12 protein-coding genes are annotated in these 13,713 nt (G+C 41.1%); 8 read left to right on the top strand and 4 right to left on the bottom strand.

Annotated elements, in window-relative coordinates; all coding sequences use genetic code 11:
* Window positions 1–6 precede the first annotated feature (6 nt).
* The 4 genes from BPR_RS09055 to BPR_RS09040 all read left to right on the top strand — a co-directional run bounded on the left by BPR_RS09055 (window position 7) and on the right by BPR_RS09040 (window position 4,136).
* The gene (locus tag BPR_RS09055) at window positions 7–678 is read left to right on the top strand and encodes a DUF4956 domain-containing protein (protein WP_013281177.1); all 672 of its coding nucleotides are present in this window, start codon (window positions 7–9) and stop codon (window positions 676–678) included.
* A 5-nt stretch (window positions 679–683) separates the two neighbouring features.
* A complete protein-coding gene (locus BPR_RS09050) occupies window positions 684–2,120 on the top strand; it encodes a DUF4832 domain-containing protein (RefSeq protein WP_052301814.1) in 1,437 nt (478 codons plus the stop codon).
* A 133-nt stretch (window positions 2,121–2,253) separates the two neighbouring features.
* Window positions 2,254–3,135, top strand: a complete 882-nt coding sequence (locus BPR_RS09045) for a YitT family protein (RefSeq protein ID WP_013281175.1) — start codon at window positions 2,254–2,256, stop codon at window positions 3,133–3,135.
* 110 nt (window positions 3,136–3,245) lie between these two features.
* Window positions 3,246–4,136: a glycoside hydrolase family 43 protein gene (locus tag BPR_RS09040; RefSeq protein WP_042256838.1), complete on the top strand. Its 891-nt coding sequence runs from the start codon at window positions 3,246–3,248 to the stop codon at window positions 4,134–4,136.
* A gap of 1 nt (window position 4,137) precedes the next feature.
* On the opposite strand, the gene BPR_RS09035 is transcribed toward BPR_RS09040, so the two are convergent.
* The 3 genes from BPR_RS09035 to BPR_RS09025 form a co-directional block, all read right to left on the bottom strand.
* Window positions 4,138–5,166 carry an AraC family transcriptional regulator gene (locus tag BPR_RS09035; protein ID WP_013281173.1) on the bottom strand — a complete coding sequence of 343 codons (1,029 nt, stop codon included), beginning with the start codon at window positions 5,164–5,166 and terminating at the stop codon, window positions 4,138–4,140.
* A 76-nt stretch (window positions 5,167–5,242) separates the two neighbouring features.
* Window positions 5,243–6,127, bottom strand: coding sequence for an aldose 1-epimerase family protein (locus BPR_RS09030; protein ID WP_013281172.1), 885 nt, complete (start codon window positions 6,125–6,127; stop codon window positions 5,243–5,245).
* Window positions 6,128–6,151: 24 nt separating this feature from the next.
* Window positions 6,152–7,003 (bottom strand): CPBP family intramembrane glutamic endopeptidase, encoded by an 852-nt coding sequence (locus BPR_RS09025; protein ID WP_013281171.1) that lies wholly within the window; start codon window positions 7,001–7,003, stop codon window positions 6,152–6,154.
* Window positions 7,004–7,280: 277 nt separating this feature from the next.
* Here BPR_RS09025 and BPR_RS09020 point away from each other — a divergent pair, with 277 nt between their 5' ends.
* From BPR_RS09020 to BPR_RS09005, 4 genes are all read left to right on the top strand, one after another.
* The gene (locus tag BPR_RS09020) at window positions 7,281–8,531 is read left to right on the top strand and encodes an L-rhamnose isomerase (RefSeq protein WP_013281170.1); all 1,251 of its coding nucleotides are present in this window, start codon (window positions 7,281–7,283) and stop codon (window positions 8,529–8,531) included.
* Window positions 8,532–8,776: 245 nt separating this feature from the next.
* Entirely contained in the window at window positions 8,777–9,625 is an 849-nt protein-coding gene (rhaD, locus tag BPR_RS09015) for a rhamnulose-1-phosphate aldolase (protein WP_013281169.1), read from the top strand.
* A gap of 79 nt (window positions 9,626–9,704) precedes the next feature.
* Entirely contained in the window at window positions 9,705–11,129 is a 1,425-nt protein-coding gene (gene rhaB / locus BPR_RS09010; RefSeq protein ID WP_013281168.1) for a rhamnulokinase, read from the top strand.
* A 103-nt stretch (window positions 11,130–11,232) separates the two neighbouring features.
* Window positions 11,233–11,418, top strand: coding sequence for a CooT family nickel-binding protein (locus tag BPR_RS09005; protein ID WP_013281167.1), 186 nt, complete (start codon window positions 11,233–11,235; stop codon window positions 11,416–11,418).
* Between the two features lie 123 nt (window positions 11,419–11,541).
* On the opposite strand, the gene BPR_RS09000 is transcribed toward BPR_RS09005, so the two are convergent.
* Window positions 11,542–13,551, bottom strand: coding sequence for a hypothetical protein (locus BPR_RS09000; RefSeq protein ID WP_042256836.1), 2,010 nt, complete (start codon window positions 13,549–13,551; stop codon window positions 11,542–11,544).
* Between the last annotated feature and the right edge of the window lie 162 nt (window positions 13,552–13,713).

Here is a 13,713-nt window from a genome sequence, read left to right as displayed (position 1 = left end):
AAGAGTATGAGCGTAAGAGATTTTATCAAGAATTCGGTTCTGAATGCGGATAGCTACAGTCAGGTTGATATCGGAAGGATAGCGCTTTCCCTTATAACTGCATTGATCCTTGGAATACTGATATATCTGGTGTACAGGAAATTTTATGCAGGGGTTGTTTATTCCAAGAGTTTTGCGGTAACCTTAATAGGGATGTGCGTTTTGACCTGTATGGTGACACTTGCGATCAGCACTAACATTGTTATCTCGCTTGGTATGGTGGGCGCCCTTTCAATTGTAAGGTTCAGAACAGCAGTTAAAGATCCGCTGGATCTCTTTTACCTGTTCTGGTCTATTACAGGAGGAATAACAGCCGGAGCCGGAATGTATATTCTGACCATGGTCGCCTCAATTATTGTTATAATAATGTTAGCGATATTTTATGCAAGACCTTCAAGAGGCCATGTTTATGTTGCTGTGATCCACTACGAGGGAACAGAAAACGGTGATGAGATAATAAGAGCTTTTGGTAAAAATAAGCACTTTATCAAGTCAAGGACAATGCGTGGTGACACCACTGAGATGGCTGTGGAAGTGTATTGCAGGGACAAGAACCTTGCCTTTGAAGAGAGGATAAGGGACATTCCCAAGGTTAAAGATATTACGCTCATTCAATATAACGGAGAATACAACGGGTAAAGTCAATGAAAAAGAATGGTTTTATTTTCTTTCTGATCCTGGCAATGGTAATTGGTGCAGGAATAAGAGGATATCAAATGTATATCAGAAATCTGACAGGTACAACTTACAAGTACAAAGAGGGAACAGAGGCTATTATGAATCCTTATATAGGCTATGCTCCTGATACGAACAGTGAGAGCCTGTGTGATAAGTCATCTCTTATCTACTGTGAGATCACCTGGGCTGACCTTGAACCTACAGAAGGTGAGTACAACTGGGATCTGTATGATAAATTCCACAATCTGGATAAATGGCGTGCTCTTGGTAAGAACATGGTCCTTAGGTTTGTATGCGATAAACCGGGAGATGAGGAGCATATGGACATCCCTGTGTGGCTTTATGACAAGACAGGTGATGGTGAGTTTTATGATATGCAGTATGGAAAGGGGTATTGCCCTGATTACAACAACGAAGTTTTTATCGCTGAGCATGAGAAGGTTATTAAGGAAATTGCCGATCATTTCAGACATGATTCTCTTCTGACTTATGTAGAAATCGGAAGTCTTGGACATTGGGGAGAGTGGCACACCTATTACATGGCAGGCCTTCCTCAGATGCCGCAGACAGCTGTAAGAGCAAGATACGTCAAGCACTATAGCGACAATTTTGACTATTGCAAGCTTCTTATGAGGAGACCTTTTGCAGAGCTTCCGGATGGCGCAGGTGTCTTTAATGACATGACAGGTATTAGTCATGATACAAGTGCCTTCCTTAAATGGATTGAAGAGGGCGGAGAATACAATGAAACCGGAGAAAAAGATGCTCTTAAGGCCGTACCGGAAATATGGAATACAGCTCCTGTAGGAGGCGAGTTTGCAAGCTCGGTTCCTATCAGTACAATGCTTGGAAGCGATTATGATCAGACAGTAGATCTTTTGCAAAAATCACATATGAGCTTTATTGGACCTATGGTTCCATATACCAAGCGTGAAAATCTTGAGTTTATGGAGGCAGCAGATTCAATTCTTAAATACGTTGGTTACAGATACAGAATAAGTGAACTCAATATCAGGAAATCTATTGGAAGAGATACTGTTGAGCTTACAGCAACATTTACTAATGATGGAGTATGCCCTATTTACTTCGACTGCGTTCCCTGCCTTTATGTGGATCTACCGGAAGATAGCGGAATTTCTTTTGAGGGAAAAGAAGGAGTGAAGGCTTCTGCAGGTACTGAAGCTGAAGGCATGATGGTTTACAGACTCAACATTGATCTTAAGACTATGCTCACAGGGCAGCAGGCTCAGGCCATTGTACATATTCCCAAGGAAGTTTTAAAGTGCCCGGGAGCCAGGATTTATGCTGCAATAGAGGAAGGCATCATAGGAGAACCCAGCATTAAACTTGATATGGACGCAGAAAGGAAAAAAGACCTGACGCTTTTGTGGGAAAAAGAATAACGTAATATATGTGATGATGCAGGGATTATCACATACTTGTATACATTGCTCAAATCCCTAGGATATGCGATTATCATGTGCTAAAATCGTCTTTGGTTTAAAAAGCCAAAGTAATTGATGGGTGGATAGTTCAATGTCAGAAAGACAAAAGAAAATTGTATTTACACTTAAAAAGGATCTGATTCGTCTGATCGTCGTAGTAATTGCGGCTTTTATAATGGCGATGAATATCCTTACGTTTATTAATGCGGGAGGTCTGTATCCGGGTGGAGCACAGGGCCTTACGATCATCATTATTCGAGTAGCAGCCAAGTATTTTGGACTTAATATTCCCTATACTCCAATCAACCTTATTATTAACGCTATTCCTATCTATATAGGTTTTAGATTCATAGGCAAGAAATTCACTCTTTTTTCCCTTATCATGGTATTCATGAACGGTGTATTTGTAGATATTCTGCCGGTACATTCAGTTACACATGATCCGCTTCTTATAGCAGTATTTGGTGGTATTGTAAACGCTGTTGCCATCACAATGTGTCTCGACGTAGATGCAACAAGCGGTGGTACAGACTTTATTTCTATCTTCCTCTCTCAGAGGAAGGGTATTGACGCTTTCCCTATAATCCTTGCAGGCAACGTTATCCTTCTTGCCATAGCAGGACTTTTATTTGGTTGGGACAAGGCGCTTTATTCCATGATATTCCAGTACGTTTCAACCCAGGCGCTTCACGTTCTGTACAGAACCTATCAGCAGAAGACTCTCTTTATCATAACTGATGTACCAGACGAAATCTGCAAACTCATATACGCTCAGTCAAGTCACGGTGCAACACTCATAGATGGAGAAGGATCCTTTGGTCATGAGAACAAGAAAATTGTCTACTCCATCGTAAGTGCCTCCGACACCAGAAAGCTCATCCCAATGATCAAGGAGCTTGACCCGCACGCCTTCGTCAACTCCATCAGAACCGAAGAAATCATGGGCAACTTCTACATGCGCCCTCGCGACTAACCCCCCCCGCAGGTCAGGAACCTCCCGCCCTCCGACCTGAAGAGGACGGATTGCGGCGTGTGGGGAAGTGGTGTTATGATGGCAGAGATAATGTTCTTGAAGGAGGGAGTATGGGTTACTTATTTGTGCATTTTACCGGAGAGTCACTGGAAAATGGGGAGCAGATTTACTTCTCTGTTAGTGAAGATGGCCTTCACTATGAGGATTTGAATGAGGGAAGACCGGTGCTGGTTTCTGATATTGGAACTAAGGGAGTCAGAGATCCATTTATTTTGAGGAGCAGGATTGACGGGTGCTTTTATATTATTGCGACAGACCTTAGGATTTATGCTAATCCCTCATGGGATGATGCTGTTCACAGAGCCAGTAAGAAGATGATCATCTGGAAATCCGAGGATCTGGTGAACTGGTCAGAGGCCTGGGTATATGAAGTGCCACTTGAACATATTGGAAATGTCTGGGCTCCGGAAGCGTTCTTTGATGAGAAGAGAAATGAATATACTGTGTTCTGGGCTTCTTTTAGAATGGAAGAGGGTAAAGAGGATAAGCATATCATTTACAGGGCACAGACTAAAGACTTCGTTCATTTTAGTGAGCCGGTTGAATACATAGAGAGAAGCTGCAATGTAATAGATACTACAATTTTTAAGTCAGGAGATAACTATTACCGTTTCTCCAAGGATGAGGATTCAAAGGGGATTCTCATAGACTACTGCGATGATCTGCAAGGTGAATTCAAGTTCCTTGAATCACCAAGCCTTTCAGCAATAAAGGGAGTTGAAGGACCGCTTGCATTCAAACTTCCTGATGGACGTAATTGTCTCATGGTAGACCGCTTTGCAACTCATCAGGGCTATTTACCCATCATTTTTGAAGACAGTGATATGACCAGATACACGGCACTTTCAGATTCAGAATTTGATCTTGGCAAGAGCCTTAAAAGACATGGTTCAGTGCTTGAGATCACTGACGCAGAACTCTGCCGCCTCAAAAATAAATGATTTATGTGGCGCGTGAGCTTAGGCGGAAGTCTCTGGGGCTGCAGTTGTAGAGGCGCCTGAAGAGCCTGTGGAAGAAACTTGTGTTATCATAACCTATGAGCACCGATATATCAGCGATTGATATGTCGGTGTTTTTTAGTAGGTCGCAGGCCTTGCTCATGCGCTTGTTTTGGAGCAGATCCTTGAAGGTGCTGCCGGTATTTTTCTTGATGATGCGGCTAAGGACATATTCATCTTCACGGACAACTTCTGCGAAAGCTTTAAGGCTGGCATCTCTGTACTGCTCATCGACGTAGCGGAGTAGCCTGAACATTATTTCCTGTTCAAAAGATCTTCTGGAAACACGGATAGTATCTGTGTGTTGCAGAAGAGTCATGAACAACAGTCCCATTGTAACCTGGTTAACAGAATTAGAATATGAGTTATCAGGGGTGTAGGAAGCAGCAGAGCCGGACGTTTCTGTAGATCCGGGGAGCATATTTAGGATCAGGTTCTCCATAATATTCTGAATCTGCGGAATGGCTGATACACCGAAATACAGGAAGTTACCACCTATATCTTTTTGAGTAAGGCAGCTTATGAGGAAGTCTTTTAGAGGTGATTCCTCATGTTCAAGCATGGCAAAAGAGGTGTCGAAAAACTCAGGGAGGATCATGAAATTGATGGCAATATCATTTTCTCCTGCAGGGAGTATTTCCTGTCTGGCATGCTGATTGAGAAAGAGAAGGTCTCCCTGATGAAGCGTGATGCGCTGCCCGTCGATGATATGCACAGTTTCTCCCTGACACATATAAATGAATTCAACATAGTTGTGGGTGTGGAGAGGAAAGTGCACGAAGCGCACGTGTGGACGCATATCTATGAGCTTACCGTTTTGAAGAACTCTTGAAGAATCGATTTCATCCTCAGAGGAGCTGCTTTTTTTCTCAGAGCTATAATAGAGAGCCCTATTAATATAGGGCTCTCCATCCAGAATTGCTCGCTCTTCATCTGTAATTTTGCTGAGTTTTTCTATTAGTTTAGGGTTCATTTTAATATACCTAAATATTTATGATGGATGCTGAAACTAAAGCGTATATCAATTGACATGTGACTAAATACTAGTGTCAGTTCACAGATATGCTATAGGAGATAGTTCTTGATCCGCTGGCTGCAAGTTCCTGTTCGCCGTATTTTTCAGGAAGTTCTCCTCTAAAGCCCTTGTTATCGCATCTTCCAAACCATGGCTCAAGGCAGACATATTCTGCATCGATCACTGGCTTGGACCAGAGACCAAAGGATGGGAACTCTGAGCAGTCCATAGTGATATATGGCTTCCCATCAGGAGTACAGAGGCTTACTTTTTTGACCTGGTTGTTATCAAAGATAAGAGCGTCCTTGTCAAAGAGATGCTCTGTGATATCAAGGATGTCGCCATTTAATGTGAGTTTGGTTGGACACTCATGATCAACTTCTCTTGTAGCCTGAATAATAAGGACGTACTTAAGGTCTTTTGCATCATGGAACTTAACCTTGTAGTCAGTTCTCTTTTCGCCTTCATTAATAGGGCATCTAAATGCAGGGTGTCCTCCGATTGAATAGTAGAGAGGCTCTGAGTCAGAAAGATTCTTGATCTCCCAGATCACATTTACCTTGTTTCCTTCAAGTTTATGAGTAACGATAAGTTCAAATTCAAATGGATATTTTGCTCTTGTCTCATCAGTTGCCTTAAGAGAAAAGCTGATGCTGTCATCTGTTTTACCTACGAAGTCAAATTCCATATCTCTTGCAAAGCCATGGGATGACATATGGTATGTCTGGCCTTTATAACGGTATTCGTCATTAACTACATTTCCGACAAATGGGAAAAGAATTGGTGCATGTCTGTTCCAAAACTTTGGATCAGCCTGCCACAAGAGCTCTTTATTTCTCTTTTTGTCCCAGATGCTGCTAAGCTCTGCTCCGTGCTCAGCGACTGCGATTTTCAGGTATTCGTTTTCAAGATATTGCATGTTTCATAACTCCTATTAAGATGATTATTTGTTCCACTTCTTCTTCCAAATCTCTGTAAGGTCATCGAGAACAGGCCCTCGAAGAAGATAGAGTGTTATCGCTATTTCTATTACTAAAATAATGAGGTTTGCTGTAAGGTCTTTAACTGTAAGTGAAGCGTCCAGTACTCCGGCCTCAGTTACAGAATCTGCATTCATAAGCGCATAAACATCATACAGAAAATGAAGCAGCATAGGAAGTATAATATTACCGCTTCTAAAATACAATGCACAAAGTGTAGTTCCTATGCCAAAGGATGTCAGAAGCTGAAGTAGAGTTGCTGATACTGAAGCTCCTGCAAAAATGTTGGTGGCATGGATAAGAGAGAACAATAAAGATGTAATGCCAATGACCAGTGGAAGTTTTTTTCTGTCATTAAAATGTCTCATTGCGTAGGAAGCAGGAATTCCTCTAAATATTGTTTCCTCAGTTGTTCCTGCTACTAATGCTACAAGAATGGACTTGATACTGGGTGCTACAAAATTGGTTCCTGTCACTGTCATGATGATGAAATCAGGTATGATCAGAGCAAGTAAAATTGCAATGGTAACGATAAGCCATTTTCCGAATCTGTTATCAAAAGAGATACTGCCCTCATATTCCGGATAGAACCATCTCTTGTGGATTGCCAGCATTATAAATGCAGAAACGACCATTGAAATGTACAATATCGGTTCTTGAGGAAGACCTAAAACTAAGGCTATACCAACTCCCAGGACTCCTCCGATAAAGCCTTGTATCATGAATAGTGCCAGCACTGTGAGAAGAATTATTCCCACAATAGGGTGCTTGTCCAAGATTCTGTGTTTAATAACTTTCTTTTCATTAGTACTCATAATTTTCCCCCTCTAAATATGATTCTTTTTAACATGAAGATAGATACGCATTTGCGTTTTTGATACTTATGCTAAAATTTTACGTCAGTTTTTTAACCGTTGCAAGAAAGGACGTAAAATTTGTTTTTTTGCGTCCTTAATTATTTGAATGAGATAGTATAAATTTATATTTGTAGAGTTGCATAAATCCAGAAGATATAGGGCAATTCGTATATCTTGCAGAGAAATAATTGAAATTTGGATTATTGAAAAAGTTTTATGATGAAAGGGGAAAGAAATGACAGTAAAGGAAAGATTCGAAGACGCAAAAGTGCGCTATGCAGAACTTGGTGTTGATGTTGATAAGGCTTTAGAAGCTCTTTCAAATATCAAGTTATCTATGCACTGCTGGCAGGGGGATGATGTAATTGGTTTTGATCAGAAAGGACCTCTTACAGGTGGTATCCAGACAACAGGTAACTATCCATACAAGGCTACAACTCCAGAGGAGCTTATGGCTGATATGGATAAGACTTTCTCATTTGTTCCGGGTAAGCATAAGATAAATCTTCATGCTTCATATGCTATTTTTGAAGACGGTGAGTGGGCAGACAGAGATGCTCTTGAGCCCAAGCATTTCAAGAGATGGGCAGAGTATGCCAAGGAGAGAGGACTTGGAGTTGACTTTAATCCTACATACTTTAGCCATCCCAAGTCAGAAGTAGCTACACTTTCATCAGCAGATGAAGAGATCAGACAGTTCTGGATCAGACATGGTCAGGCATGTATCAGGATCTCTGAGTATTTTGCTGAGCAGACAGGCCAAACATGTATGATGAACATCTGGATTCCTGACGGACTTAAGGATGTTCCTGGTGACAGAAAAGCTCCAAGAGCAAGACTTAAGGACTCACTTGATCAGATTCTCTCTATAGATTATGACAAGAGTAAGGTTGCTATTGCAGTTGAATCCAAGGTATTCGGAATCGGCGAAGAGTCTTACACAGTAGGAAGCCATGAGTTCTACATGAACTATGCTGCCAAGAATGATGTAATGTGCCTTATTGATACAGGCCATTTCCATCCAACAGAGAATGTTGCAGATAAGCTTTCTTCAATGCTTCTCTTTAACGATAAGATGGCTCTTCATGTATCACGTCCTGTTCGTTGGGATTCTGACCACGTAGTTATCTTTAATGATGACGCAAGAGACCTTGCACAGGAAATTGTCAGAAACGGTGCTGACAGATTCTACATTGGAATGGATTACTTTGATGCGAGCATCAACAGAATATCAGCTTGGACAAATGGTATGAGAAACTTCTTAAAGGCTCTTATGTATGCTGAACTTCAGCCTATGGATAAGCTTACAAGGCTTCAGAATGAATGCAACTTCACAGAGCTTATGTCACTTCAGGAGCAGCTCAAGGTAATGCCTTTTGGAGATGTTTGGGACTATTACTGCGAGTCTAAGGGTGTTGCTCTTGAAAAAGACTGGTTTGCAGATTGCATGGAGTACGAGAAGGAAGTTCTCTCAAAACGAGTATGATGTTAAAGAAATGCAAAATGTATACAGATAAACCTCCGATGATGCGCTAATCGTGTGCCGTATATGTGTGCCTAAACCTCCAATGATGCTGTGCATCAAATCGGTTTATGCGCACATATACTTACACAGAATAGCTGCATCAAATCGGTTTATCTGCATACATATTTTGCAATTACTACATCTATTTTTGTTTTGAGATAACTTTGAAAAATGATTTTTATTATATGAAACAGGAGATTGAGGAAATGAAAGTTTTAGATTCTAAGTTTGCACAGGGTTTTTGCCGTCTGTGCGTTGATGGATTTTATCAGGGATGGCATGAGAGAAATGGCGGTAACCTGAGCTATAGAATTAAGGATGAGGAGATTGCAGCTGTAGCAGATGATCTGGATGAGTCCGGAGAGTGGAAGGAGATTGGTACAACAGTCAGAGGACTTGCAGGTGAGTACTTCATGGTGACAGGTTCCGGCAAGTACTTTAGAAATGTTGAGATCGATCCTGCTGCTAATGTATGCATTATCAAGGTTGATGATGCAGGTGAGAATTACAAGATCGTATGGGGACTTGTTGAAGGCGGAAGACCAACATCTGAGCTTCCTTCACACCTTATGAACCTTGAAGTTTGCAAGGCTCGCGATCCTCAGATCAGAGTTGTATATCACTGCCATCCTACAAATACAATCGCACTTACTTTTGTGCTTCCTCTTGATGGCAAGATCTTTACAAGAGAAATCTGGGAGATGGCTACAGAGTGTCCAATCGTATTCCCTGAGGGAATCGGAATGGTTCCCTGGATGGTTCCTGGTGGAAGAGAGATCGCAGTTGCTACATCAGAGATCATGAAGAAGCAGGACGTAGCTATCTGGGCTCATCATGGAATGTTTGCATGCGGAACTGATTTTGATATTACATTTGGTCTTATGCATACAGTTGAGAAGGCTGCTGAAATCCTTGTAAAGGTTATGTCCATGACTGACAGAAAGAGACAGACAATTGAGCCTGAGAATTTCCGTGCTCTTAACGCTCCTTTTAATGTAAACATCAGCGAGGACTTCCTCTATGACAAGAAGTCAGGAATCATCGGTGAGTACTAATTATTACTGAAACGAACTGTTAGCGAGTGAACAGTAACTACTAATTATCAGCATAAAAAGTATTGGGGAGATCAAACAGATGAAATATTACCTGGCAGTTGATATAGGCGCCTCTTCAGGGCGCCACATCCTTGCTCACATGGAGGATGGCAGAATTGTCCTTGAGGAAATATATCGTTTTTACAATGGAATGGATGAAAAAGGCCATCATCAGGTATGGGATACTGAGAGGCTCTTTTCAGAAATTCTTGAGGGCATGAAGAAATGTAAGGAAGAAGGCAAGATTCCTGCGACCATGGGAATTGATACATGGGGAGTAGATTATGTTCTTCTTGATAAAGATGATAATCCTGTGGGAGACTGTATTGCTTACAGAGATGGTCGTACAAAAGGGATGGACGAGGAAGTTTACAAGATAATTCCTGAAGATGAGCTCTATGCAAGGACCGGAATTCAGAAGGCTATTTTTAACACTATTTATCAGCTCATGTCTACTAAGGTAAGAAAGCCTGAGAAGCTGGAAAGAGCCAGAACATTCCTCATGATTCCTGACTATTTTCACTTCCTTTTGACCGGAGTTCGCAAGCAGGAGTATACCAATGCATCAACTACGCAGCTTGTAAATGCAGAGACTGCTGATTGGGACCATGAGCTTATTGCAAGACTGGGGTATCCTGATGAACTCTTTGGAGAGCTGTCCATGCCCGGAACAGTTGTTGGACCAATTAAAAAGGAAATAGAGAGTAAGGTGGGCTTTAGCTGCACTGTAGTTCTTCCTGCAACCCACGATACAGGTTCTGCTGTTATGAGCGTTCCGTGCACAGATGAAAATACTCTTTATATTTCATCAGGAACCTGGTCACTTATGGGGTGCGAGCTTGAAAAAGCAAACTGCACCAAGAAGGCTCAGACAGCCAACTTTACAAACGAAGGCGGCTATCAGCACAGATACAGATTCCTTAAGAATATCATGGGACTTTGGATGATCCAGTCTGTTAAAAAAGAATTTGAAGAAGGCTACGATTATCCCGGCAAAAATCCGAAAGATGATTATTCTTTTGCAAACCTCTGTGATAGGGCAGAAAAAGAGACAATTGACTCTGTAGTTCCTGCAAATGACTCAAGATTTCTTAACCCTGAGTCCATGATAAGAGAAGTTCAGAAGGCCTGCGAGGAGTCTGGTCAAACAGTTCCTATAACGCCTTGGGAGCTTTCAAGAGTTATCTACAGAAGCCTTGCTGTTTGCTACAAACAGGCGACAGAAGAAATTGAAGAGATAACGGGTAAGAATTTTGACAGCATTAACATTGTTGGAGGAGGCTCAAATGCAGTTTATCTTAATAAACTGACAGCGGCTGAAACAGGCAGAACAGTTAATGCAGGCCCCGGTGAAGCGACAGCTATTGGCAATATCGGAGCTCAAATGATCGCAGATGGAGTGTTTGCAGGTCTACAAGAATTTAGAAAATGTGTTTTTGATTCCTTCGGAGTTGTGAGATACTGAACTGTAAATGCTAATCACCAGTATTATAGATTTTACTCCGATTGAGCAATGATTCCGGAAAAATAGTATAATAATATTAATTGAATTAGCAGGAGGGGAGCTTATGTGTTTGTCGACAGCTGTAAGAGCAGATAATCCGGATGAGATACTTATGGAGTATGTCCAGTCTCTTTCTATAGATGGGGATTCCATAACTTTGGTTGATCTGATGGGGGAGAAAAAAGTTATCAGGGGAAATCTTACCTTTGCAGACCTGACAGGTGCAGTACTTAAGATTGATTGTAAATAATCAAAATACAAACTATAAAAAATAGCAAATATGATTTCGGTACAATGAAACAACGCGTAGCCTTCATATGGAAGACCACGCGTTGTTTTTATGCACAATAATTGGATAGCCTATAGGGCTGTATTAATCGTTCTGCTCAGGCTGGTTCTGAGTTCCGCTGCTCTGAGTATTATCTGTAGGGTTTGTGTTGTTCTGATTCTCATCTGCAGGAGTAGTGTCATTCTGAGTATCGTCTGTATCATTGTTCTGATCATCAGTATCCTCTGCAGGAGTGATTGTTTCTGCTTCTTTCACAATATCAATTGCTTCCTGAGCATCTTTAACAACATCTAAAGAGCTTGGATGTTCTTCAGTTCCTCTTATAACACCATCAGTAGCATTACCGATTCCTATAATAGCATTCTGGGCAGCAGCAAGTTCATTACCGCAGCTGTCAGCAATTGCCTGCTCGTTATCTATCTTCTGAAGTTCTTCATCTGCTGTTTCAATATAGTTTTCTTTTGCTTCTGAAAGAGCTGTACTAGCATCAGCTTCAGCTGTAACGGCAGCAGCATGCTCTTCCTCAGCGGCAGCAAGGTTGCTAGTGAGTGCTGTCAGCTTGGCCTGAGCAGCATTGTTGGCATTAGCTTTTACAACTAAATCATCTCGAAGATCAGTAGTGAGTTCATTAGCAATTCTATCAGCTTCTGCAGTTCTCTTATTGATTTCATTCTGAAGAACCTCACCAATATTTGATGCTTTATCTTCTTCTGTGAGCTTATTGTATTCAGATTTGAATACTTCTTTTTCTGATAAAAGTCTATTAACTTCTCCAGTACTTGCTATTTGAGCTGAAGCAGTCGTTAGAGCCTGCTGTGCAGCCAAAAATTCAGCATTTGCTGTTGCAGCTAATGTAGCCTGAGCTTCTTTTTCAGCACTCAATGATTGAACAGCTGCAAGTGCTGCATCAAGAGTAGCCTTTGCTGAATCGTAAGCCTTCTGGGCGTTAATAAGAGCATTTCCAGCCTGGGCAAGGTTAGCATTTGCTGTTGCCAGGTTTGCCTGAGTATAAGTGCCGTTTTGAACATAAGCTTTCTGAGCGGAAATTGTATTCTCAGACTCATCTAGCATGGTTTTGTATGTTTCTAAATATGCAAAGCTAGCTCTTGTATTTTCAGATACTTTCATTGCAGAAGACTGAATATAGCCTGCCTGATTTGTTGCTTCTAAAGCAGAGTTTATAACGCTGTATAGATCCTGCATAAGCTGATCTCTTTCTGCAACAGTAATTCCATTCTCCTGTACTCTTTCGAGCTTAGAATTTACTTCAGCTAATAATGTCTCAGCAGCAAGTGCATCATTATTCATAGTATTTACCTGAGACTGCAATTCGCCAACTTTTCTTGAAGCCTGAGATGCCATTTCCTGGATCATGGCAAGTGTGATAACAGGAGAGGATGATCTTACTGGAGTCTTAACTTCAGGAGTCTTCTCCTCACTGTTGTCCTTAGAATCATTATTGTTATTAGTATTATTATCAGTATTTGTTACTGTTTCAGATACATTGTTATTTTCTGGGGCAGATACTGGAGCTGGAATATAAGTAGTAGATACTTCTCTTGCAACCTGAAGAATTGGAGAATTTACTACCTCTGGCTTATCTGCAAAAGCTGCAGCAACGAGAACGGCCATTTCTTTGTTCTCTGAAAAGAAAGTATCTGCATTAAATGTCTCAGATGGAGTTCTTCCTTCTGAAAGTCCATATATAATGAAGTGCTCAAAAAGCTTAGCAGGATCGTTTCCGAATACTTTTACAGCATCTGGATTATGAGCTGCATACCACTTAGCATCAAATACTGATGCAATACCTCTGCCTAACTTGTACTGAGAATTAGCAAGTCTGATAAATGCTGCCTTAACATCTCCTGAGTATGCGTTTCTTCCTTCGCGCATTCCGAAAAGATCATAATGTCTAGCAAGGGCTTCGTAGCTGTTGCCTACAGCCTTTACAACATCTGGGTTCTGAGCTGCATAGTAAGCGGCATTAAAGTTTGCTGGAGCAGCAAGTGCTGTAACCGGCATTGAAGCTGTCATAGCTACTGTTACAGCTACGGCGATTGATTTGCTAATTTTCATAAGCATGTTTTTCTGCATAACACAAAATTCCTCCTGAATCATGTTTGTTGTTTTTTTGGAGCTGTTTTTTCAAAACACAAGTGTCATTATATTCTTCGGAAAATCAGAAAAAAATTAAAAAAGTATAAAATCACACCAAAAAAAGCACAATATTTCGATATTGAGCGTCGGAAAATGAAA

The organism is Butyrivibrio proteoclasticus B316, from assembly GCF_000145035.1.
GTDB lineage: Bacteria > Bacillota > Clostridia > Lachnospirales > Lachnospiraceae > Butyrivibrio > Butyrivibrio proteoclasticus.
The sequence above is the reverse complement of the archived record's forward strand: the minus strand, read 5'-3'. Positions and strand labels throughout refer to the sequence as shown.

Coding starts and splice junctions, on each gene's coding strand:
- BPR_RS09055 (WP_013281177.1), top strand. CDS start 7: ATGAGCGTAAGAGATTTTATCAAGAATTCGGTTCTGAATGCGGATAGC.
- BPR_RS09050 (WP_052301814.1), top strand. CDS start 684: ATGAAAAAGAATGGTTTTATTTTCTTTCTGATCCTGGCAATGGTAATT.
- BPR_RS09045 (WP_013281175.1), top strand. CDS start 2,254: ATGTCAGAAAGACAAAAGAAAATTGTATTTACACTTAAAAAGGATCTG.
- BPR_RS09040 (WP_042256838.1), top strand. CDS start 3,246: ATGGGTTACTTATTTGTGCATTTTACCGGAGAGTCACTGGAAAATGGG.
- BPR_RS09035 (WP_013281173.1), bottom strand. CDS start 5,166: ATGAACCCTAAACTAATAGAAAAACTCAGCAAAATTACAGATGAAGAG.
- BPR_RS09030 (WP_013281172.1), bottom strand. CDS start 6,127: ATGCAATATCTTGAAAACGAATACCTGAAAATCGCAGTCGCTGAGCAC.
- BPR_RS09025 (WP_013281171.1), bottom strand. CDS start 7,003: ATGAGTACTAATGAAAAGAAAGTTATTAAACACAGAATCTTGGACAAG.
- BPR_RS09020 (WP_013281170.1), top strand. CDS start 7,281: ATGACAGTAAAGGAAAGATTCGAAGACGCAAAAGTGCGCTATGCAGAA.
- rhaD (WP_013281169.1), top strand. CDS start 8,777: ATGAAAGTTTTAGATTCTAAGTTTGCACAGGGTTTTTGCCGTCTGTGC.
- rhaB (WP_013281168.1), top strand. CDS start 9,705: ATGAAATATTACCTGGCAGTTGATATAGGCGCCTCTTCAGGGCGCCAC.
- BPR_RS09005 (WP_013281167.1), top strand. CDS start 11,233: ATGTGTTTGTCGACAGCTGTAAGAGCAGATAATCCGGATGAGATACTT.
- BPR_RS09000 (WP_042256836.1), bottom strand. CDS start 13,551: ATGCAGAAAAACATGCTTATGAAAATTAGCAAATCAATCGCCGTAGCT.